The organism is Bacillus sp. L_1B0_5 (assembly GCF_000836715.1).
In the GTDB taxonomy this organism is placed as follows: Bacteria; Bacillota; Bacilli; order Bacillales; family Bacillaceae_G; genus Bacillus_A; species Bacillus_A thuringiensis_S.
Map to the genome: position 1 here is coordinate 1 of NZ_JXIS01000005.1, position 20,291 is coordinate 20,291.

Below are 20,291 nucleotides of genomic sequence, written 5' to 3' on the forward strand. Positions count from 1 at the left end.
GAACCAATCGGGCTTTTAGGGGCAGTTAATCTCCCACCTAACTTCTTTGTTTCAGCCGAATTTTGAGGTGGGAGTTTTACTGCCCGCAAATAGCGGGGAAAAAAGAGCACTTTGTTTGAGAAAGAAGAGAGTGTTATAATAGTTTTCATAACTGACTAGAGTAAGGTGACGAGAGATGGATAAACAATTACATACATTACGAAACATTGCAAATGAGCGCACGTGGGCATCATTTTTGAATGATAATCATCCATATAGTTTGTTACATTGGTCCATTGCAGGTGTAGGGCAAGAGGCAAAGGATGTTTGGTTACTTCAAGATGAAGTAACATTTCAAACGACAGAATTTCCAACGTTAGATGATGCAATGCAATGGATTTCTGAAAATATGGAACAAGTTACAGACGTTTTAGCGCAATAAAAAAACAGGCTTATGCAAGCCTGTTTTTTGTTTCTTTCACATATGTGTTTAAAAATTGATCGATGGCTGCTTCGTACTCTTCTTTATTTTCGTTATAAGAGCAAGCGTGTGCACCGTGTTCTGCAATATAAAGTTGCTTATTATTTTCTTTCGCTTCATATAACGCTTTTGTCATATCAGCTAAAATATAGTCGTCATCTTTACTATGAATAAAGAGAACGGGATTGTTAATGTTTTTTATACAGTCGATTGGTGAAACTTCACGAATTGTATAACCGTCACGAACTTTTAAAAATGCGTTTGCTAAAGGTAATAAAGGCCATTTTGGTAAATGGAATTCAACCTTTAAACGGTGCTGTAATTGTCCGTGAAAATCAGAGAAAGGACAATCTGCAATATAGAAATCAGCACCATCTTCTACAAGTCCTGCGTATTGAAGAATTGTTGCAGCTCCCATAGATTCACCATGAATACCAAGTGTAATATTGGTTCCAAAACGGCTTTTTAGCCAGTCAACTACGGATTTCAAATCATGCTTTTCATAGTATCCATAGCTTGTTGTTTTTCCGCCAGTTTTACCATGACGACGATGATCGTAAATGAGGACATTATATCCCCTTTTTAAGAATAAGTTTGCATATTTTACAGAGTTTATTTTATTTACAGTTACACCGTGGCAAAAAACCATAAACTTATTGGAATGACCAGCAGGAATGTAATATCCGTGAAGGTCGTATCCGAATTGTGAAGGGATATGAATTTCTTCTTTATGAAGAGCATCAAAATCCTCTATACGAAAATGTTTTTTCGTTTCTCTTTCGAGTACTTCTTCCTCTGTTTTTTTCTTTAAGTACATCACTTTATTTGTAAAGAAAATCCCAAGGGCAGTTATTGCACCTAGTATAGTAAACAATGCTGCAAAAAAACGTTTCATACTTTACCTCATCCTCCAAATACCGTTACATGTGATACACTTATATTGTATCACAATGATATAAAAGGGGAGAAATAGGAAATGCTGCATATACAAAAAATTACGCCAGCGATGAAAGAAACAATCCGAATGTTCATGTGTAAGAACTGGGGAAGTTCATTGATGGTTTCACGTGGTAAGGGACATCAGTTAGAAGAGTTGCCAGGATTTGTTGCGCTCTCAGATGACAGAATAATCGGAATTATAACGTATGAAGTGACCGGAAATATGTGTGAAATTGTATCGCTAGATAGCTTTGAAGAAAGAAAAGGAATAGGGACGAAACTTGTAGATTGTGTATTACAAGTTGCAGAAGAAGAGCGGTGCAGACAGGTTTGGCTTATTACAACAAATGATAATATGAATGCGTTACGATTTTACCAAAAACGTAATTTTGTAATGACTAATTTATATGTGAATGCGGTAGAGGAGGCACGAAAAATAAAGAAAGAAATTCCACGTATTGGATATGATAATATCCCAATTTTACATGAAATTCAGTTGGAGTATCATTTAGTCAAATGATGTAACAATTTTCAGAAATATGAGTTATTAATCTTGACGGATAGTGTAATTTAGGTTACCGTAAAATTGTAATCTATTACCATATTAAGGGGTGACGATGTGGCAACTATACGTGATGTTGCAAAATTGGCAGGTGTTTCAGTCGCAACCGTTTCACGAGTTATTAATGAAAAAGGATACGTTCATGAGGACACAGTAAAACAAGTAAAGGAAGCAATTGAAGAATTACGTTATAGGCCAAACAGTGCAGCGAAGCCACTATTTAAAGAGAATTCAACGATAATTGCATTACTTGTAGATAATTTATGTAACCCATCAAACATCACTTTGCTACATTGTATTGAGGAAATAGCATATAAAGAAGGCTATCAAATCATTATTTGTAATATAGAGAATAAAGATAGATACATACATATGCTGAAGCAAAATAACATTGCAGGTGTTATTTTGACAAGGGCAGTTTTTAAAAGTATAGGAGAAATTCCATTTCCGTTTGTTGTGATTGATGAGCAACAATCACATGCAAATTATTATGAAAGTGGGCAGAGAGCTGTTTCTTTATTAAAAGAGAAAGGGTGTCACTTTCTTGCATATTTCGGTGAGGGAGAAGAAAGTGAAGAAATGGAAGATCATATAGCAGGGTTTTTAGACGCTGTTTGGGATGAAGGAATCTCTTATCGAGAAGAATGTGTACAAGGGTATACAAATAAACAATTTATTACATTATTGCAAAATAATCCGTATATAGATGGAATTGTAACCTCAAGTGATCAGATTGCTATTGAGTTAATTCGGTCAGCGAGATTTCTAAATATACATATACCAGATAAATTAAAAATTGTTGGACCGAATGGGAGCATAGAGTGTGAATGGATAGGCTCATCACTACCGGCAATTGAAAGCTATGTCAAAGATAATGGAAAAGTAGCTTTTCAACAATTAAAAGGAAAAATAAAAAAGTAAAAGGTGCGTTTTATACGCACCTTTTTATAATGTAATTGCGGCAATAAAGCCAAATATAAGTAACGGTATATTGTAATGTAGAAAAGTGGGTACACATGTATCCCATATATGATGGTGCTGACCATCAGCATTTAAACCGGATGTTGGTCCAAGGGTACTATCTGATGCTGGAGATCCTGCGTCACCTAGTGCTCCGGCTGTACCGATAATTGCAATTGTGGCCATTGGACTAAATCCAAGCTGAATGCAAAGAGGTACAAAAATGGTTGTTAAGATAGGGATGGTTGAAAAGGATGAACCAATTCCCATCGTAACGAGAAGTCCAATAACGAGCATAAGAAATGCAGCGAGTGGTTTGTTATTTCCAATTATATGTGCACTCGTTTGCACCAGTGATTCAACATGTCCTGTTTTTCGAAGGACAGCGCCGAATCCAGCGGCAGCAATCATAACAAAGCCAATAAAGGACATCATACGCATTCCGCTTGTTAATATCGCATCTGCTTCTTTAAGTGGTAGACTGCCACTAACTGATAAGACGATAATACCTGCTAAAGCACCGAAAATCATTGATTCTGTTGTTAATTGAACAGTTAATGTAGCAATGATAGATAATAACCCGAAAGTAATGCTACGTTTTGTATAGGGAACGATTTCATTTTCGGTAGTATGAATTTGTTCTGTTTCATACGTACGAGGTTTTCGGTACGTAATGAATACCGCTACACATAATCCAATAATCATACCAATTGCTGGAATAGTCATTGCTTTTGGAATAAGTGTGACATCAAATGTAAGGCCGCTTTGCGCAGCGTTGGTTTGTAATACGTCATGATAAATTTTTCCGAATCCTGCAGGGATCCACATATAAGGAGTAATCAATCCAAATGTAATAATACATGTGACAAGTCTGCGATCCACTTTCAGCTCATTTAATACTTTTAAAAGTGCTGGAATTAAGATGGGGATGAAAGCAATGTGAACAGGAATCACATTTTGTGAGAAACAAGCCATCGTTAAAATAATGAATAAAATAAGTATTTTAGAATAAACTTGTTTTTTCGTGTCTTGTTCATTGCCAATCCATTTTAATGCAGTTTGAATCATAGCATCTGGAAGTCCTGTTTTGGAAAGGGAAATAGCGAAACCACCAAGCATTGCATAACTTAAAGCGATTGGAGCACTGTTTCCAAGACCAGTTGTAAAAGTGTTAATCGTTTCTGAAATACCGAGTCCGCCGATAATTCCGCCTGTTAAAGCTCCAACAATGATGGCGACAATGACCTGGACACGTAACAAACTAAGCAATAGCATAATTGCTACTGCGACGAGTACAGCGTTCATAATAAATGTAATCTCCCTAAATTTTTATTCTGTTAAGACAAGTAAATATGAAACATTTTGCTATGTTTATACATACTTGCGACATATTATTATAAAATGTTTTCTATGAAATGTAAAAGAGCCTTTTGTTACTAATGCTGAAAAGCTAGCTCTTGTTTAATTGATCGCAAAGAATTGGCGAATAATTCTGGTTCTTCTAAATCAGGAGAATGTGCTGAATTTGGGAACCAAATCATCTTTTTTATAGGCGCTTCAATAATATCGCAATATTCCTGAACGAGTGCATAAGGAGTTTGATAATCATAGCGACCAGAACAAAAATAAACTGGAATAGATAAACTTGAGATAGAAGAAAAGAAATCGATTGTCAGCATTTCTTCCCATAAAACGCCAGATTTTAAATTTCCTGCGAGAAACTTGAACCAATCTAATAGCGTATACTCAGGAGAAAAGAAACCTTTTCGTATGAAAGAAAAGGAAGATCCGTTTTGGATTGCGCCTCCAAATGTGCCAAGCCACTTTCTTTGAATAATGAGACGTCTCGTATCTAAAAATGGTGGTTTGCCTAATTTTAAAAGGGAAGCTAATGCTTTTTTATGATTATGTTTTTTTGCAGAATGAATTAAATGTTGATATAGCAATTCTTCATTTTGTTTCATATGTACAATTTGCCCAATACCGATGTAAGCCTCGATATACTTTGGATATTGATGTGCTATGTTAAGCCCAATAATACTTCCCCAAGAATGACCAGCGAGAAATAGTTTTTGTTTGTTGAACCTTTTAAGTACATATTGAATCACTTCTTTTGCATCGGAAACGAATTGTTCGATTGTGAAATTTGCTCCGAAATCTTTCATTGAAAAGGATTTACCAGCCCCGCGCTGATCCCAATTAATAACAATAAATTGCTTCTCTAATTCTTTTTGAAAATGGCGAATAAATCCGATTTGTGCCATCCCAGGTCCGCCGTGACAGCATAATAAAATAGGTTGCTCTACGTTTTGTCCACGCATAAGGAGAGTTTGTTTTCGATTATTTATCATAACGCTTTCTATCGTAGCGATACTATTAGGAATGAGTTGTTTGTTTTCGTTATAGAACTGAGGGGTGTAGCTACGAAAAAGCATATTGAAAACCTCCTTTTGTGAAATCGTATGAATCGCACAGGCTATTCATTTTGCATATACTGTTAGAAAATCATTGTAACATACCATACTAGTGTCATTTCAACACGGGAGGAGGGAAATTGTGACGATTGGAGAAATTATAGATGGTTTAAATAGACGTGAATCCATCGCTATTATAGCAAAACGTCTTGAAATAAGCCCGTATACATTATCGAAGAAATTAAGATTGATTGGATATGAATATGATGGAGAGCAGAAGAAACGTATTTTTGTAGGAGATGGAGAAGAACCACGTCACTTACAACTCCAAGAAGCGACCGCCCTTCAATATGAGAAAACAGATTATCAATTATTAATTTACGAGCAATTACAAAGCATTTATGAGTTACTAAGAAAAAGAGACGAAGTAATTGCACCAATTATGAGTAAGAGTACAGAGAAAAAGAGACGAACCTTTTCTATTAATACAGAAATATTAGCAAGATTGGACCTTATATCAGAATCGAAAGGAATTCAAAAGTCTAAACTTGTAGAAGAGGCGTTGCAACAATTTTTACAGCAATATGAAGTTGACAAAACATCACATTTTGATAACTAAAGAAAAGGATACTATGTTCATTGGAAGAACGAGTATCCTTTTTATGATGTATATTACGTATAAAATAGAGGATCAGTACAAATCCTTTATGGCGTGAAAAATGAAATTTATTATTAGAGAAACACTTAATTTACTTTTTGAATTCTTCCATCAATAACTGGCTGAATTGGTTCTTTTAATTGTTTTACGTAATCGACTAACGCTTCAAAGTCGTTTGGACCAGTTTCTGCATTTTTACCATTTTTAAATGATACGAATCCGTCACCGCCAGAAGCTAAGAAGGCATTTGCAACTACGCTATACGTTGTAGATGGAGATAATTCTTCTCCGTTTGTTAAACGTATATTTGTAACTTTTTCACCGTTTGGTTTATTTACATCCCACGTATATTGAATACCTGAAATTTGAAGCATTCTTGTTGTTCCTTTTTGCCATTGCTGATTTAAAATATCGCGAATGTCTTGACCTGTTAAATCTACTTTAATCAATTGATTTCCAAAAGGTTGAATGCCGTATAACTCACCCCACGTAATATCACCAGCATCTAAGTCATTACGAATGCCACCAGGATTCATGAGGGCGATTTGAGTTTGCATCGTTTGACGCTGAGCATCGGCAACTAAATTTCCAAGAGTGGACTCACCAGCATCATTTTGTTTACGGTCGATAGGTGCTGTAGATTTTCCGACCACTTCATTTACAAGTGGTGCGATTTTTTCTTTATATTGATCTAGTTTTTTCTTTACTTGTTTATCAGGTTCTACACCTTCATGATACGTTGTAACAACTTCAGCTTTTTTCTTTACAATATCCTTTGTTTTACGATCAATTGTTACATCCACGTCTGAGAAAGCCGTTCCGTATGAATTTGCTTGGACAATTAGTTTATTATTTACTGTACCATTTACATACGTATGACTATGTCCACCGAAAATAACATCAACTTCTGGGTCTGTTTCATTTGCAATTCGAGTAAGGTCGCCATTTGTTACCCCAGATTCATCGGTTGTTCCACCGACATGAGCAAGAACGACGATTGATTTAACGCCGAGGCGTTTTAATTGTTGTGTTGATTTATTAATTGCTTCTACTTCATCAGTAATTTGTACATTTTTAAGCATCGTAGGCATAACAACATTTGGTGTATCAGTTGTAACAACACCAATGAATCCGACAGGAACACCATCTACCATTTTTACAGTAAATGGTGGTAAAAATAAGCGGCCAGTTGATTTGTTATAGAAGTTAGCAGCTACATAGGGGAAGTTAGCCCCTTTGAAATTCCCTGTTTTTTCATGATATCCACCGTAAATGAGGCGTTTCATTTCATCAATGCCTTCATCAAATTCATGGTTCCCGATTGTACCAACATCAAATTTTAAGTCATTTAAAAATTCAATCGTCGGTTCATCTTGTAATAATGCTGAAACTGGTGGACTAGCTCCGACGATATCACCAGCATGTACGAGAAGGGTATTAGGGTTTTGTTTTTTACGTTCTTTTAAATAAGTAGCTAAGTAATCAGCGCCACCAGCTTCTTTATTATTGATTTTTTTAACAGTATCTAGTTGTCCATGGAGATCATTAATACCAAGCATTTGTACGTCTATGTAGCGGTTTTGTTCAGCTGGATTCTGAGATGGGGGAGCGGCAAATACGCTTGAAAAAGTAATAGTGCTTAAAACAGCAACGGCAGGAATAATTTTTTTCCACATAATATAATTCTCCTTTTTTTTATAATCTGACATCATACGACATAATTTTAATAGATTCATATGATTATAGCTACATAAAAATTTAGTCTTTTCGAAAAATTAACATATTTACAAAAAGTGAATAATAGAGTAAAGACCCTTTTTTATTGTCGATTTCATCGTGTATCTACTATAATGGAGAAAAAAGTAAAAGGTGAGTAGCATGAAGAAAAAGAAACAAAGACAAATGCAAAGACAATCGCAAGTGAATCAACCAAAGAAAGAAACACTTACATTAGGCGATCAATTAAATGATTCACTCATGCAACAATTAAAGAGTAAGAAGAAAGAGTTGCAAGTGAGAGAAGAGGAAAAAGAGGCAGCTGAACTGGAAAGAAAGCGCCAAGAACAAAAAGAACGTGAAAAGAATAAATCATTTGAAGAACTGCTAAGTGAAAGTAACCTTACTTGGAAAGACTTTAAATAATAAAAAAATGATCAGTGAAATACCACTGATCATTTTTTGACGAGCTTGTAAGAAAAGGGGAGTTAGAATGAGAAAAATTGTCGTTGTTCCGCATGAAAACCATTGGATTGAAAAATTTCAAATGGAGGCTGAAAGATTAAAATCAGCGATGCCAGAAACGGTGAAAATGCATCATATTGGAAGTACGTCAGTGCCCGGACTGGCAGCTAAACCTATTATTGATATGATCATGGAAGTAGAAAATATCGAAAGAGTAGATGGGTGGAATGAACGATTTATAGAGCTTGGTTACATCGTAAAAGGGGAAAATGGTATTTCAAGACGCCGATATTTTATTCATGGAACTGAGGAAAAACGTTCGTATCATTTACACGTGTTTGAAAAAGGAAATCCAGAGATAGTAAGGCATTTAGCGTTTCGTGATTATATGATGGCTCATTGTGAAGAAGCAGAGGCATATGCAACCTTAAAGAAAGAATTAGCCGAAAAGTATACATATGATGGCACGTTATATACGGAAGGGAAAAATGAGTTTGTGCGCAATGTGGATGAAAAAGCGAAAGAATGGAGAGAAAATAACGTGAATGAATGAGTTCACGTTATTTTTTAGCTATATAAAAGTGTTATGTAAACTGTACGTATGTTTTGACTTTTTGGATGAATCTTGTTGAAATAAAGTTATGGCTTATAAAAAATGTAACAATGAAAGGGAGACGACTGTGCATATTCCAACAACTACACTTCATAATGGCGTGAAAATGCCGATGATTGGTCTAGGCGTATATAAAGCGAAAGAAGGCGACGAAGTAAAACAAGCAGTAAAAACAGCGTTAGAAGTTGGATACCGTTCAATTGATACAGCAACTGTGTATGAAAATGAAAGCGGTGTCGGAGAGGCGATACTTGAATCAGGAATTCCAAGAGAAGATATATTTATTACAACAAAAGTATGGAACGACGATCAAGGATATGAGGAGACACTCGAGGCGTTTGAAAAGAGTTTAAAAAAATTACAAATGGACTATGTAGATTTATATTTAATACATTGGCCGGTAAGAGGGAAGTATGTTGATACGTACCGAGCTTTAGAGAAATTGTATGAAGAAGGTAAAGTGCGTGCGATTGGTGTTTCTAATTTTCATAAACATCATTTAGAACTATTATTACCAAATTGCAAAGTGAAGCCGATGGTAAACCAAGTGGAACTTCATCCGATGTTGACGCAATTTGAGTTGTGCAATTATTGTCAAGATGAGCAAATTCAAATGGAAGCATGGAGTCCGTTAATGAGGGGCGGAGAAGTATTCCAGCATCCAATCATTCAGGCTATTGCTAACAAATATGAAAAAACACCTGCACAAGTTATATTAAGGTGGGATATTCAAATCGGGATTGTTACAATTCCTAAATCTGTTACACCATCTCGTATTAAAGAAAACTTTACTATTTTTGATTTTGCACTAACTGAAGAAGAAATACGTCAAATTAACACGTTGAATCGTGATTTACATGTAGGAACGAATCCTGATAAATATGATACGTTATAAAAAAGACTGTCTCCTAATAAAGGAGGCAGTCTTCTGTTTATCGGTAATTCGATATTTTTAACGATGCAAAGCATATGTGTCATATTTAACAATTTTTTGAAGTTGTACATATTCTTCTTTCGTTAAAGGTAACTGTTGGCTAGCTCGTATATTTTCCTGTAATTGTTGAAGCGAGCTTGCACCAGGTATAACAGCTGCAACAGTCTTATTATGTAAGCAATATTGAATAGCTGTTCCTGTTAAAGAGCTTTCTCCAATCGTTTCTTTTACACTCGCTAGAGTTGTATGTAATTCATCGTAAGAATAAGAGAGATAATCCTTTTCCTTTACTCTTTCTATTTTTCTTGCATTGTTGTCAGTTAAAATTCCTTTTGCAAGTGGCCCGCGGGCAATGACGCTAATTTGGTGTTCATTTAGAAGGGGGAACCATTCTTCTGGACGCCGATTTAAAAGGCTATATTCCATTAGTACACTAACGATGTTTGAGCGTTTTGCATATTCACGAACGACATTTGGGCGTATAGAAGAAATACCGTAATGGCGAATAATACCTTCTTTTTTCAATTCTTCAAAAGCTTCAATTGTTTCATCGATTGGGTCTTCAATCGTTCCGCCATGAAGTTGGTAAAGATCGATATAATCAGTTTGAAGTCTACGTAAACTTTCCTTTACTTCAGTTTTTATGTAAGCTTTAGAAGGATCCCAAGACCAGCCATTTTTTTCTTCTGTCCAACGATTTCCAACCTTCGTTGAAAGAACAATTTGGTCTCTTTTCCCCTTCAAGGCTTTTCCAACAAATTCTTCATTTAATCCGTAATCATATAAATCTGCTGTATCAAAAAAATTAATTCCTAAATCGATCGCTTCATCGATAATACGCATAGCTTCTGTTTCAGATGTACCGAGAGACATACAGCCAAGGCCCATTTCTGTAACAAACAAATCTGAGTTTCCTAATTGACGTTTTTTCATAGGTCAACCTCCTTACCTTTATTGTACGAGAGGGAAAAGAGGTTGACAAACGTTTCCTTTTCGCTTCGCATTAACTGCCCGTAAAAGCATGATTAATGTTTCACTTTATTTGCTGTAATCCACTCTTGTACAGTTGTATACTCTTTGCTATATTGCTTTAGCTTATGGCGAATTTGCCATGCTTTTCCGACTAACGTGATGCGATTTGGTAAAATATAAACTTTCATTTCTATCACGCTCCTTTCAATGTGGTAAAATGTATGAAGAAAGAATAGGAAATAGAACAGGGAGATGAAGTAGTATGAGTAATCTTACAGAGAGAACAGTAAAAACTGAGCCGATTTTTGATGGTAGAGTTATAAAAGTTCGTGTTGATGATGTAGTATTACCAAATGGAGAAATGAGTAAACGTGAAATTGTAAATCACCCTGGTGCAGTTGCGATTATTGCTATTACGGATGAGGGGAAAATTGTGCTTGTTGAGCAGTATCGTAAAGCGCTTGAAAAGGCAATTATAGAAATTCCAGCCGGCAAGTTAGAACCTGGTGAAAAACCAGAGGTGACAGCAGTTCGTGAATTAGAAGAGGAAACAGGATATGTATGTGAAAATATGGAGCTCATTACTTCTTTCTATACATCTCCAGGATTCGCAGATGAAATTTTATATGTATATAAAGCGACAGGTTTGACAAAAAAAGAAAATAAAGCTGAGTTAGATGAAGATGAGTTTGTGGAATTGATGGAAGTATCATTAGAAGAAGCGATTACTCTTATGAAAGATCTTCGTATTCATGATGCGAAGACGATGTTTGCAGTACAATATTTACAATTACAAAAATAAACACTCGCCAAAGGCGAGTGTTTTTTAATTGATTTTTGCATATACACGTGCATCACGTAAGCTACCATCTGGTGCTAGGAAATCATTTTCCATTGTACCTTCTAGAATGAATTCTAGACGTTCTGCTAAGCTACATGCATTTATATTTGTTGCATCAGTACGAATTTCAATCCTTCTAGCGCCTAGTTTATCAAAGGCGAACTGAATTGCACCTTTAACAGCTTCGGTCATATAGCCTTGTTTTGTATAGGCACTATGTAGCCAGAAGTGAAGTGAAAACTTTGGAATATCCCAGTTTTCAGGCTTTAGTGTAATTGCTCCGATGAATGTACCAGATACTTTATCGTATAAGTGAAAATCAAGTGTTTCACGAAGTAAAAACTGTCCGTGAGCTTCGCGAACAATTTCTTCAGCACTCTCTTCTGTTTCAGCGTTAATTGGTATCCACGGTACTAAGTCTTCTAGAGAAGCTTGGATTGCTTCATATACTTCTGCACCATCACCTGGAAATGGTTTACGAACTTGCAAGCGTTCAGTTTGAAATAATGTTGGAAAATCTAATAATAATGGTTTCAAGAGAAATCCCTCCTATTCTCTACTTTTTAGTTTAGCAAAGTAGAGCGGAATTTCAATGTTAATTCGTCATACTTTTTTCTTTCTTTCATACATTTTTAATAAGAGTGTGAACGGAGGGAAGAAAAATGTGGCGGAAAAATTGGCAAGACCGTGTAATGTCTCACATACAGGAAAACTCTTCATTATATATATTTAACGCCGTTTTATTATTGATGGGAGTAATATTCGGAGCCATTCTTGTGAATAGTTTACAAATCAATCAAAAACAAGATTTATCATTTTATTTACAACGTTTTTTTGGACAAGTCTCTAAAGGAGAATTTGCCATTGCGGGCGAAATGTTTCGAGAAAGTTACTTTTCGCAATTAAAATACATCGGATTTATTTGGATTTTAGGGATTTCAATTGTTGGATTACCACTTATTTTTATTTTATTATTTGTAAAAGGAGTTGTCGTTGGATTTACAGTTGGTTTTTTAGTAAGTCAGCATGGATGGAATGGACTATTATTAGCATTTGTATCTGTTTTGCCACAAAATTTAATTATCATTCCAGTCTTTCTCGTTATGACAACTATTGCTGCAAGTTTTTCTTTACGGATGATTAGGCATCAATTTATTAGAAAAATAACCGAGCCACTATTACCATTATTAATCCGTTATACATGCTTCTTTCTCGTAATTGGAGTGGTGTTAGCACTTGCTTCTAGTGTGGAGGCTTACGCATCACCAGTTTTAATGAAAGAAGTCGTTGAGGCTATTAATAAAAAATAAATACTTTTTGAGAATAATTATCAATTTGTTTTTATTGTTTTTTCTTTTGACAGAAGCCCTTCTTCTGATATAATGGTGTAAGAGTGGCGAGGAGGGAGTAGTACCGAATGGAAGAAAGAATTGAACGAATTAAGAAGCAATTACATGCAGCGAGCTACAAATTAACACCGCAACGTGAAGCAACAGTTCGTGTGCTGCTAGAAAATGAAGAAGATCATTTAAGCGCAGAAGATGTTTACCTCCTTGTAAAAGAAAAGTCGCCAGAGATCGGATTAGCAACCGTCTATCGAACTTTAGAACTATTATCTGAGTTAAAAGTTGTCGATAAGATTAACTTCGGAGACGGTGTTTCACGCTATGACTTACGCCAAGAAGGTGCGCAGCGTTTCCACCATCATTTGATTTGTACACAATGTGGTGCTGTACAAGAAATACAAGAAGATTTACTTGGTGAAGTGGAAAGGAAAGTAGAGCGAGACTGGAGCTTTAAGGTGAAAGATCATCGTTTAACATTCCATGGGATTTGTAAAAACTGTCAAGAAAATGAAACGGATGAAAAATAACCTTTTCCTATTTATCTAGGAAGAGGTTTTTTATTTGAATAAGGTATAAATTGATGAAAGCTTGGCATATGTTGTAATAACTTATATTTTGGAGGAATTTACAATGCGCCGAGCTTTAAAATTAACTTTTGATGGAATAAAAGTATTTTTATTATTTACAAGTTGTACGATTTTGTTTTATTTCGCTATACTATGGATAAATGAAGAATATGAAAGCTATCATCGTTATGAAAAACCTAAAGAAGAGACTGTAGAAAAAGTATCAGGGAATGAAGAACCGGCAAAGGATGCTTTCGTAAATAGAATGATGTTTTTCTATGAAAATGGGGAGTAGTGTAGAGTGGAAGATCAATTAAAAGATTTTATTCATTATATGGTTGTCGAAAAAGGATTAGCAAAGAATACAGTAGTATCTTATGAACGGGATTTAAAAAGCTACGTAAAGTATTTGCAAAATGTGGAACAGACGAAAACTTTTCATGAAGTGACCCGTTTACACATTGTTAACTTTTTGCAGTATTTAAAAGAAAACGGAAAATCTTCGAAAACATTGGCGCGTCATATTGCATCAATTCGTTCGTTCCACCAATTTTTACTTCGTGAACGAGCGGTAGAACACGACCCATCCGTACATATTGAAACGCCGCAAGGGGAACGGAAATTGCCAAAAGTATTATCAGTTGATGAAGTAGAGGCGTTACTTCAAACACCAAAAATGACAAGTGCTTTTGGGATTCGTGACAAGGCGATGCTAGAGTTACTTTATGCAACAGGACTTCGTGTTTCAGAATTGATTGCACTCAATTTAGAAGATGTACACTTAACGATGGGATTTGTTCGTTGCATAGGGAAAGGGAATAAAGAAAGAATTATTCCACTAGGAAGTTTAGCAACGGAAGCGATTCAAAAGTATATTGAAAAAGGAAGAAGAGAATTAATGGGGAAAAAAGTAGTAGATGCACTCTTTTTAAACCATCATGGTAATCGATTATCAAGACAAGGATTTTGGAAAATATTAAAACGATTAGCGAAAGAAGCAAATATTGAAAAAGAGCTTACACCTCATACGTTGCGTCATTCGTTTGCTACGCACTTATTAGAAAATGGAGCAGATTTACGTGCTGTACAAGAAATGCTTGGACATGCAGATATTTCAACGACGCAAATCTATACGCACGTTTCAAAAACTAGATTAAAAGATGTATATAAACAGTTTCATCCAAGAGCATAGTTACTATGCTCTTTTTTTCATAGATTAAGAGAGGAAGACCGTTTCACAGAAACTTCACAAACATTTCGTATATTGTTTTCAGCAGAAGACTGGAATATTACAATGTATTTCCTCTATACTAAATAAAGTATAAAGGAGGAAATGATGATGAAAAAACTGATTATAACTTTATTTATCGCGATGCTAGCGTTGGCTGGCTGTAATACAAACAAAGAAGAACCGAAAAAAGAAAAGAAACTTGAAAGTGTAAACGTAGCAATTCAAACGAATCCGAAAGAAATTAAACCTGGTGAAAAAACAGAAGTACAAGCACTTGTTACACAAGGAAAAGAAAGAGTAACCGATGCCGATGATGTAAAGTTTGAAATTTGGAAAGATGGCGACGAGAAGCACGAGATGTTAGATGGTAAGCATAAAGGAAAAGGTGTTTATGCAGTAGAGAAAACATTTGAAACTGACGGAGTATATCATATTATTCCTCATACAAATGCACGTGATATGCACGTTATGCCAGAACATAAAGTTGCTGTAGGAAATGCGAAAGTAGAAGATGCGAAAAAAGAAAATAGTGACCACAGTGCAGGACATGGAGATCATAAAAGTGACACAATGATCCATCTTATGGCTGGAGACATAAAGGCAAATGCTGAATCTACAATGAAAGTTCATTTAAAGCAAAAAGAAGAAGCATTAACTGGTGCTGAAGTACAACTAGAGATTTGGAAAGATGGTGTTGAAAAACACGAATTTATTCCAGCGAAAGAAGGAAATAAAGGAGAGTATGAAACGAAACATACTTTCAAAGAGAACGGCTCTTACAAAGTGAAAGTGCATGTAAGAAAAGGCGAATTGCATGAACATAAAGAAGAAACGATAGAAGTAAAATAAAAAGTAGCTCTTTAGAGCTACTTTTTATTTTTGTTATGAAGAAATAAATCATAAAATAATTAGCACTTCGTTGCAGAATGGATTACAATAGAAGTGTGAAGAAAATGAGAAATTCTACGAAAATGTATTAAAAAGAAAGCGTAAACATGTTATGATATCAGTATCAGATGTCTGACATCTGACTTAGAAAAAACTAGAAATGTTTTTGAATCGTTTCAAGTAAACGAAATAGGTTAGAAAATGATTTAAAGAAGTACTGTTTGACAATGAGAATTCTTTTGGATAACAGTTTCACTTTATAGCGTTTTGAACATACTACAAGAAGTAGAACTGAACTTATAGGAGGTCGCAGTTATGAATAAATATAAACGTATATTCCTAGTCGTAATGGACTCTGTGGGAATCGGTGAAGCACCAGATGCTGAGCAATTTGGTGATTTAGGATCTGACACAATTGGTCACATTGCTGAACATATGAATGGGTTACAAATGCCTAACATGGTGAAATTAGGTCTTGGTAACATTCGAGAAATGAAAGGTATCTCTAAAGTAGAGAAACCACTTGGATATTACACAAAAATGCAAGAGAAATCTACTGGTAAAGATACAATGACAGGTCACTGGGAAATCATGGGCCTTTACATTGATACACCATTCCAAGTGTTCCCGGAAGGCTTCCCGAAAGAATTACTTGATGAATTAGAAGAAAAAACAGGCCGTAAAATTATCGGTAATAAGCCAGCTTCTGGAACTGAGATTCTTGATGAACTTGGTCAAGAGCAAATGGAAACAGGCTCTTTAATCGTTTATACTTCTGCTGATAGCGTATTGCAAATTGCAGCACACGAAGAAGTAGTGCCACTTGATGAGTTATATAAAATCTGTAAAATTGCACGTGAATTAACATTAGATGAGAAGTACATGGTAGGGCGTGTTATTGCTCGTCCATTCGTTGGTAAACCTGGAAACTTTACACGTACACCAAACCGTCATGACTATGCATTAAAACCATTCGGTCGTACAGTAATGAATGAATTAAAAGATAGTGACTACGATGTAATTGCTATCGGTAAAATCTCTGATATTTATGATGGTGAAGGGGTAACTGAATCACTTCGTACGAAGTCTAACATGGATGGAATGGATAAGCTTGTAGATACATTAAATATGGACTTTACAGGTCTTAGCTTCTTAAACTTAGTTGACTTTGATGCATTATTCGGCCACCGCCGTGATCCACAAGGATACGGAGAAGCTCTGCAAGAATATGATGCACGTCTTCCAGAAGTATTCGCAAAACTAAAAGAAGATGATCTATTATTAATTACAGCAGACCACGGTAATGATCCAATTCACCCTGGTACTGACCATACACGTGAATATGTACCATTATTAGCATATAGCCCAAGCATGAAAGAAGGCGGACAAGAGTTACCACTTCGTCAAACATTTGCTGATATTGGTGCAACAGTAGCAGAAAACTTCGGTGTGAAAATGCCAGAATACGGAACAAGCTTCTTAAACGAGCTAAAGAAATAGGGGGATAAACAAATGAATCGTGAACTTATTACAAAATCAGCTTCATACTTAAAAGAGAAATTTCAAGAGACACCACAAGTAGGACTAATCCTTGGATCAGGACTAGGTGTATTAGCAGATGAAATTGAGAACGCAGTAACAGTACCTTACAGTGAAATCCCTGAATTCCCAGTATCAACTGTAGAAGGCCATGCAGGTCAACTAGTATTTGGTACACTTCAAGGTGTAACAGTAGTAGCAATGCAAGGACGTTTCCACTTCTATGAAGGATACGACATGCAAAAAGTAACATTCCCAGTTCGTGTTATGAAAGAACTAGGTGTAGAAACAGTAGTTGTAACAAACGCAGCTGGTGGTGTAAATACATCATTTGAGCCAGGCGATCTTATGTTAATTTCAGACCACATTAACTTCATGGGTACGAATCCATTAATCGGACCGAATGATTCTGAAATGGGTGTACGTTTCCCTGATATGTCTACATCATATACAGTAGAACTTCGCGAAATGGCGAAACAAGTTGCAGCAGACTTAAATATTAAAGTACAAGAAGGTGTATACGTAGGAATGACAGGTCCTGTATATGAAACACCTGCTGAAATTCGTATGCTTCGTACACTTGGCGGAGATGCAGTTGGTATGTCAACAGTACCTGAAGTAATTGTAGCGCGTCACGCTGGTATGAAAGTATTAGGTATTTCTTGTATTTCAAATATGGCAGCTGGTATTTTAGATCAGCCACTTCACCACGATGAAGTAATTGAAACGACAGAACGTGTTAAAGCTAACTTCTTAGCATTAGTAAAAGCAATCGTAAAACAAATGAAGGGGTGACTTCACAATGAGAATGGTGGACCTAATTGCAAAAAAACGTGACGGACATGCATTAACGACAGAAGAAATTAACTTTATTGTTGAAGGATATACAAATGGTGATATTCCTGATTATCAAGTAAGTTCACTTGCAATGGCAATTTTCTTCCAAGATATGAACGATCAAGAGCGTGCTGATTTAACGATGGCAATGGTAAATAGCGGTGATACAATCGACTTATCAGCTATTGAAGGTGTAAAAGTAGATAAGCATTCGACAGGTGGTGTTGGTGATACAACGACACTTGTATTAGGTCCATTAGTAGCTGCTTTAGGTGTACCAGTAGCGAAAATGTCTGGACGCGGTTTAGGACATACTGGTGGTACAATTGATAAATTAGAAGCAGTTCCAGGATTCCATGTGGAAATTGAAAACGATGAATTCATGCGTCTTGTAAATGAAAACAAAATTGCTGTTATCGGCCAAAGTGGTAACTTAACACCTGCTGATAAAAAGCTATATGCACTTCGTGATGTAACAGCAACAGTAAACTCAATTCCGCTTATTGCAAGTTCGATTATGAGTAAAAAAATTGCTGCTGGTGCAGATGCAATTGTTCTTGATGTAAAAACTGGAGCAGGTGCATTTATGAAAACGGATGAAGATGCAAAACGTTTAGCAGAAGCAATGGTACGTATCGGTAATAACGTTGGTCGTAATACGATGGCAGTTATTTCTGATATGAGTCAACCACTCGGTGAAGCTATCGGTAACGCATTAGAAGTACAAGAAGCAATTGATACATTACAAGGTAAAGGGCCGAAAGATTTAGAAGAGCTATGTTTAACACTTGGAAGTCAAATGGTGTACCTTGCTGGACAAGCTTCATCTTTAGAAGATGCACGTGAAAAGCTAATTGAAGTAATGAACAACGGAAAAGCGCTAGAATCATTTAAAACGTTCTTATCAGCGCAAGGCGGCGACGCATCTGTTGTTGATGACCCTTCTAAATTGCCACAAGCACAATTTAAAATTGAAGTGGATGCGAAAGAAGACGGATATGTATCAGAAATCGTTGCAGACGAAATCGGAACAGCAGCAATGCTTTTAGGAGCAGGACGTGCAACGAAAGAATCTGAAATTGATTTAGCAGTTGGTCTAATGCTGCGCAAAAAAGTAGGCGATAGCGTGAAGCAAGGTGAATCCCTTGTTACAATTTACGCAAATCGCGAAAATGTTGAAGATGTAAAAGCGAAAATTTATGAGAACATGAAGATCTCTAAAGAACACGTAGATGCACCAACTTTAGTACACGGTATCGTAACGAAGTAATAAAAAAAAGCTGAGGAGATTTCTCCTTGGCTTTTTTTACTATTTTTTGTTTATAATAATAATGGGTGAAATTATGATTAGAATTTGTGCAGTAACAAAAACAGATGAAGTATTATATGATGTTTCTCTAGAAGAAACAAAGAAAGACCATATTGTATGGTATTGGCTAGATTTATATAAGCCAACGAAAGAAGAGTATACATATATTCTGCAAGACCATTTTAAGTTCCATCCCCTTGCAATTGAAGACTGTCTAGAATATGTACAGAGGCCAAAAGTTGATTTTTATGATGGATATAACTTTTTAGTTCTTCACGCGTTTGGAGAAGATGGGCTAGAGCCACATGAAATTGATTTATTTGTTAGTGATCGCTATATTGTTTCTTTCCATTTTTCTCATAATAATGCAATTGAAAGAGTATGGAAAACACTTGGTGAGAAGAGGCGGATTAAGAAAGGGCCTTTACATGTAGCACATACGATCACTGATCAAATTGTAGATGATTATTTCGCACCTGTATATTACATTGAAGATCATTTAAATGCGATCGATGATAATTTAACAGGTGAGACAGCAGGAGCCGTGCTAGAAGAAGTATTTGATATTAGGGCAGATTTATCTAAGTTAAGACGTACAATTATTCCAATGCGTGATTTATTGTATCGTATTTTGAATTCCACTCGTTTTTACGGTATAAGTGATCATGAGATTTATTTTAAAGATATACATGATCATCTACTTAAACTTACGGAAATGATTGAGGCAAGTCGAGAGTTAACGACGGATATTCGGGATAGTTATTTTTCATTAAACTCACATCATATGAATAACATTATGAAAACATTAACTGTATTCTCGACTATTTTCATGCCATTAACATTTATTGCGGGAGTATATGGAATGAACTTTACGCATATGCCAGAGCTTGGTGGACAATATAGTTATTTTATTTGTCTTCTTCTAATGGCATTAATTGGCGGCGGAATGATGGCCTGGTTTTATAAAAAAGGATGGTTTAAGTAAAAAAACACCGAGGATTTGAAGTGAACCCAAATAGTGGTACATGAAAAAAACACCTC

The 20,291-nt window shown here is 35.7% G+C and carries 24 protein-coding genes; 17 read left to right on the forward strand and 7 right to left on the reverse strand.

The window, feature by feature from the left end:
• The first annotated feature begins 175 nt into the window (after positions 1-175).
• On the forward strand, positions 176-421 hold the full coding sequence (locus RT27_RS01800) for a DUF2552 family protein (RefSeq protein WP_000360793.1): 246 nt from the start codon (positions 176-178) through the stop codon (positions 419-421).
• A gap of 10 nt (positions 422-431) precedes the next feature.
• Here RT27_RS01800 and RT27_RS01805 read toward each other — a convergent pair whose 3' ends face one another.
• Complete coding sequence (locus RT27_RS01805; protein WP_029443257.1) at positions 432-1,355, reverse strand: alpha/beta hydrolase; 924 nt, start codon at positions 1,353-1,355, stop codon at positions 432-434.
• Positions 1,356-1,436: 81 nt separating this feature from the next.
• Between RT27_RS01805 and RT27_RS01810 the strand changes: the two genes are divergently transcribed.
• Both RT27_RS01810 and RT27_RS01815 read left to right on the forward strand, forming a co-directional pair.
• Complete coding sequence (locus tag RT27_RS01810; protein ID WP_000902440.1) at positions 1,437-1,919, forward strand: GNAT family N-acetyltransferase; 483 nt, start codon at positions 1,437-1,439, stop codon at positions 1,917-1,919.
• A 99-nt stretch (positions 1,920-2,018) separates the two neighbouring features.
• A complete protein-coding gene (locus tag RT27_RS01815; protein WP_016080371.1) occupies positions 2,019-2,882 on the forward strand; it encodes a LacI family DNA-binding transcriptional regulator in 864 nt (287 codons plus the stop codon).
• Between the two features lie 24 nt (positions 2,883-2,906).
• Here RT27_RS01815 and RT27_RS01820 read toward each other — a convergent pair whose 3' ends face one another.
• Entirely contained in the window at positions 2,907-4,226 is a 1,320-nt protein-coding gene (locus tag RT27_RS01820; RefSeq protein WP_000994810.1) for a Na+/H+ antiporter family protein, read from the reverse strand.
• 131 nt (positions 4,227-4,357) lie between these two features.
• Positions 4,358-5,356, reverse strand: coding sequence for an alpha/beta hydrolase (locus RT27_RS01825; RefSeq protein ID WP_029443256.1), 999 nt, complete (start codon positions 5,354-5,356; stop codon positions 4,358-4,360).
• A 121-nt stretch (positions 5,357-5,477) separates the two neighbouring features.
• Here RT27_RS01825 and RT27_RS01830 point away from each other — a divergent pair, with 121 nt between their 5' ends.
• Entirely contained in the window at positions 5,478-5,954 is a 477-nt protein-coding gene (locus RT27_RS01830; protein WP_029443255.1) for a ribbon-helix-helix domain-containing protein, read from the forward strand.
• A 125-nt stretch (positions 5,955-6,079) separates the two neighbouring features.
• Here the strand turns inward: RT27_RS01830 and RT27_RS01835 are convergent, their stop codons facing one another.
• The gene (locus RT27_RS01835; protein WP_029443254.1) at positions 6,080-7,669 is read right to left on the reverse strand and encodes a 5'-nucleotidase C-terminal domain-containing protein; all 1,590 of its coding nucleotides are present in this window, start codon (positions 7,667-7,669) and stop codon (positions 6,080-6,082) included.
• Positions 7,670-7,871: 202 nt separating this feature from the next.
• Here RT27_RS01835 and RT27_RS01840 point away from each other — a divergent pair, with 202 nt between their 5' ends.
• The 3 genes from RT27_RS01840 (at position 7,872) to RT27_RS01850 (ending at position 9,682) form a co-directional block, all read left to right on the forward strand.
• A complete protein-coding gene (locus RT27_RS01840) occupies positions 7,872-8,135 on the forward strand; it encodes a YqkE family protein (RefSeq protein WP_000727561.1) in 264 nt (87 codons plus the stop codon).
• 67 nt (positions 8,136-8,202) lie between these two features.
• Positions 8,203-8,727, forward strand: a complete 525-nt coding sequence (locus tag RT27_RS01845; RefSeq protein ID WP_016080375.1) for a GrpB family protein — start codon at positions 8,203-8,205, stop codon at positions 8,725-8,727.
• A gap of 127 nt (positions 8,728-8,854) precedes the next feature.
• On the forward strand, positions 8,855-9,682 hold the full coding sequence (locus tag RT27_RS01850; protein ID WP_029443253.1) for an aldo/keto reductase: 828 nt from the start codon (positions 8,855-8,857) through the stop codon (positions 9,680-9,682).
• A gap of 57 nt (positions 9,683-9,739) precedes the next feature.
• Here the strand turns inward: RT27_RS01850 and RT27_RS01855 are convergent, their stop codons facing one another.
• Both RT27_RS01855 and mciZ read right to left on the reverse strand, forming a co-directional pair.
• Positions 9,740-10,654: an aldo/keto reductase gene (locus tag RT27_RS01855; RefSeq protein WP_000747218.1), complete on the reverse strand. Its 915-nt coding sequence runs from the start codon at positions 10,652-10,654 to the stop codon at positions 9,740-9,742.
• A gap of 92 nt (positions 10,655-10,746) precedes the next feature.
• Entirely contained in the window at positions 10,747-10,881 is a 135-nt protein-coding gene (gene mciZ, locus RT27_RS01860; protein ID WP_000870292.1) for a Z-ring formation inhibitor MciZ, read from the reverse strand.
• 74 nt (positions 10,882-10,955) lie between these two features.
• On the opposite strand from mciZ, the gene RT27_RS01865 reads away from it, so the two are divergent.
• Positions 10,956-11,495, forward strand: a complete 540-nt coding sequence (locus RT27_RS01865; protein ID WP_016080378.1) for an NUDIX hydrolase — start codon at positions 10,956-10,958, stop codon at positions 11,493-11,495.
• A 24-nt stretch (positions 11,496-11,519) separates the two neighbouring features.
• Here RT27_RS01865 and RT27_RS01870 read toward each other — a convergent pair whose 3' ends face one another.
• On the reverse strand, positions 11,520-12,071 hold the full coding sequence (locus tag RT27_RS01870) for a GNAT family N-acetyltransferase (RefSeq protein WP_000803479.1): 552 nt from the start codon (positions 12,069-12,071) through the stop codon (positions 11,520-11,522).
• Positions 12,072-12,226: 155 nt separating this feature from the next.
• On the opposite strand from RT27_RS01870, the gene spoIIM reads away from it, so the two are divergent.
• The 9 genes from spoIIM to corA all read left to right on the forward strand — a co-directional run bounded on the left by spoIIM (position 12,227) and on the right by corA (position 20,235).
• Positions 12,227-12,844 (forward strand): stage II sporulation protein M, encoded by a 618-nt coding sequence (gene spoIIM, locus RT27_RS01875; RefSeq protein WP_224413400.1) that lies wholly within the window; start codon positions 12,227-12,229, stop codon positions 12,842-12,844.
• A gap of 107 nt (positions 12,845-12,951) precedes the next feature.
• The gene (locus RT27_RS01880) at positions 12,952-13,407 is read left to right on the forward strand and encodes a Fur family transcriptional regulator (protein WP_000392657.1); all 456 of its coding nucleotides are present in this window, start codon (positions 12,952-12,954) and stop codon (positions 13,405-13,407) included.
• 103 nt (positions 13,408-13,510) lie between these two features.
• Positions 13,511-13,741, forward strand: coding sequence for a YqzK family protein (locus RT27_RS01885; protein WP_001250432.1), 231 nt, complete (start codon positions 13,511-13,513; stop codon positions 13,739-13,741).
• A 6-nt stretch (positions 13,742-13,747) separates the two neighbouring features.
• Positions 13,748-14,638 carry a site-specific tyrosine recombinase XerD gene (gene xerD, locus RT27_RS01890; protein WP_000390088.1) on the forward strand — a complete coding sequence of 297 codons (891 nt, stop codon included), beginning with the start codon at positions 13,748-13,750 and terminating at the stop codon, positions 14,636-14,638.
• A 144-nt stretch (positions 14,639-14,782) separates the two neighbouring features.
• Positions 14,783-15,526 (forward strand): FixH family protein, encoded by a 744-nt coding sequence (locus RT27_RS01895; RefSeq protein WP_029443251.1) that lies wholly within the window; start codon positions 14,783-14,785, stop codon positions 15,524-15,526.
• 354 nt (positions 15,527-15,880) lie between these two features.
• Complete coding sequence (deoB, locus tag RT27_RS01900) at positions 15,881-17,065, forward strand: phosphopentomutase (RefSeq protein ID WP_016080381.1); 1,185 nt, start codon at positions 15,881-15,883, stop codon at positions 17,063-17,065.
• Between the two features lie 12 nt (positions 17,066-17,077).
• Positions 17,078-17,899 carry a purine-nucleoside phosphorylase gene (locus RT27_RS01905; protein WP_001078446.1) on the forward strand — a complete coding sequence of 274 codons (822 nt, stop codon included), beginning with the start codon at positions 17,078-17,080 and terminating at the stop codon, positions 17,897-17,899.
• 7 nt (positions 17,900-17,906) lie between these two features.
• A complete protein-coding gene (locus RT27_RS01910; protein ID WP_016080382.1) occupies positions 17,907-19,211 on the forward strand; it encodes a pyrimidine-nucleoside phosphorylase in 1,305 nt (434 codons plus the stop codon).
• Positions 19,212-19,272: 61 nt separating this feature from the next.
• A complete protein-coding gene (gene corA, locus RT27_RS01915; protein ID WP_043935153.1) occupies positions 19,273-20,235 on the forward strand; it encodes a magnesium/cobalt transporter CorA in 963 nt (320 codons plus the stop codon).
• Positions 20,236-20,291 lie beyond the last annotated feature (56 nt).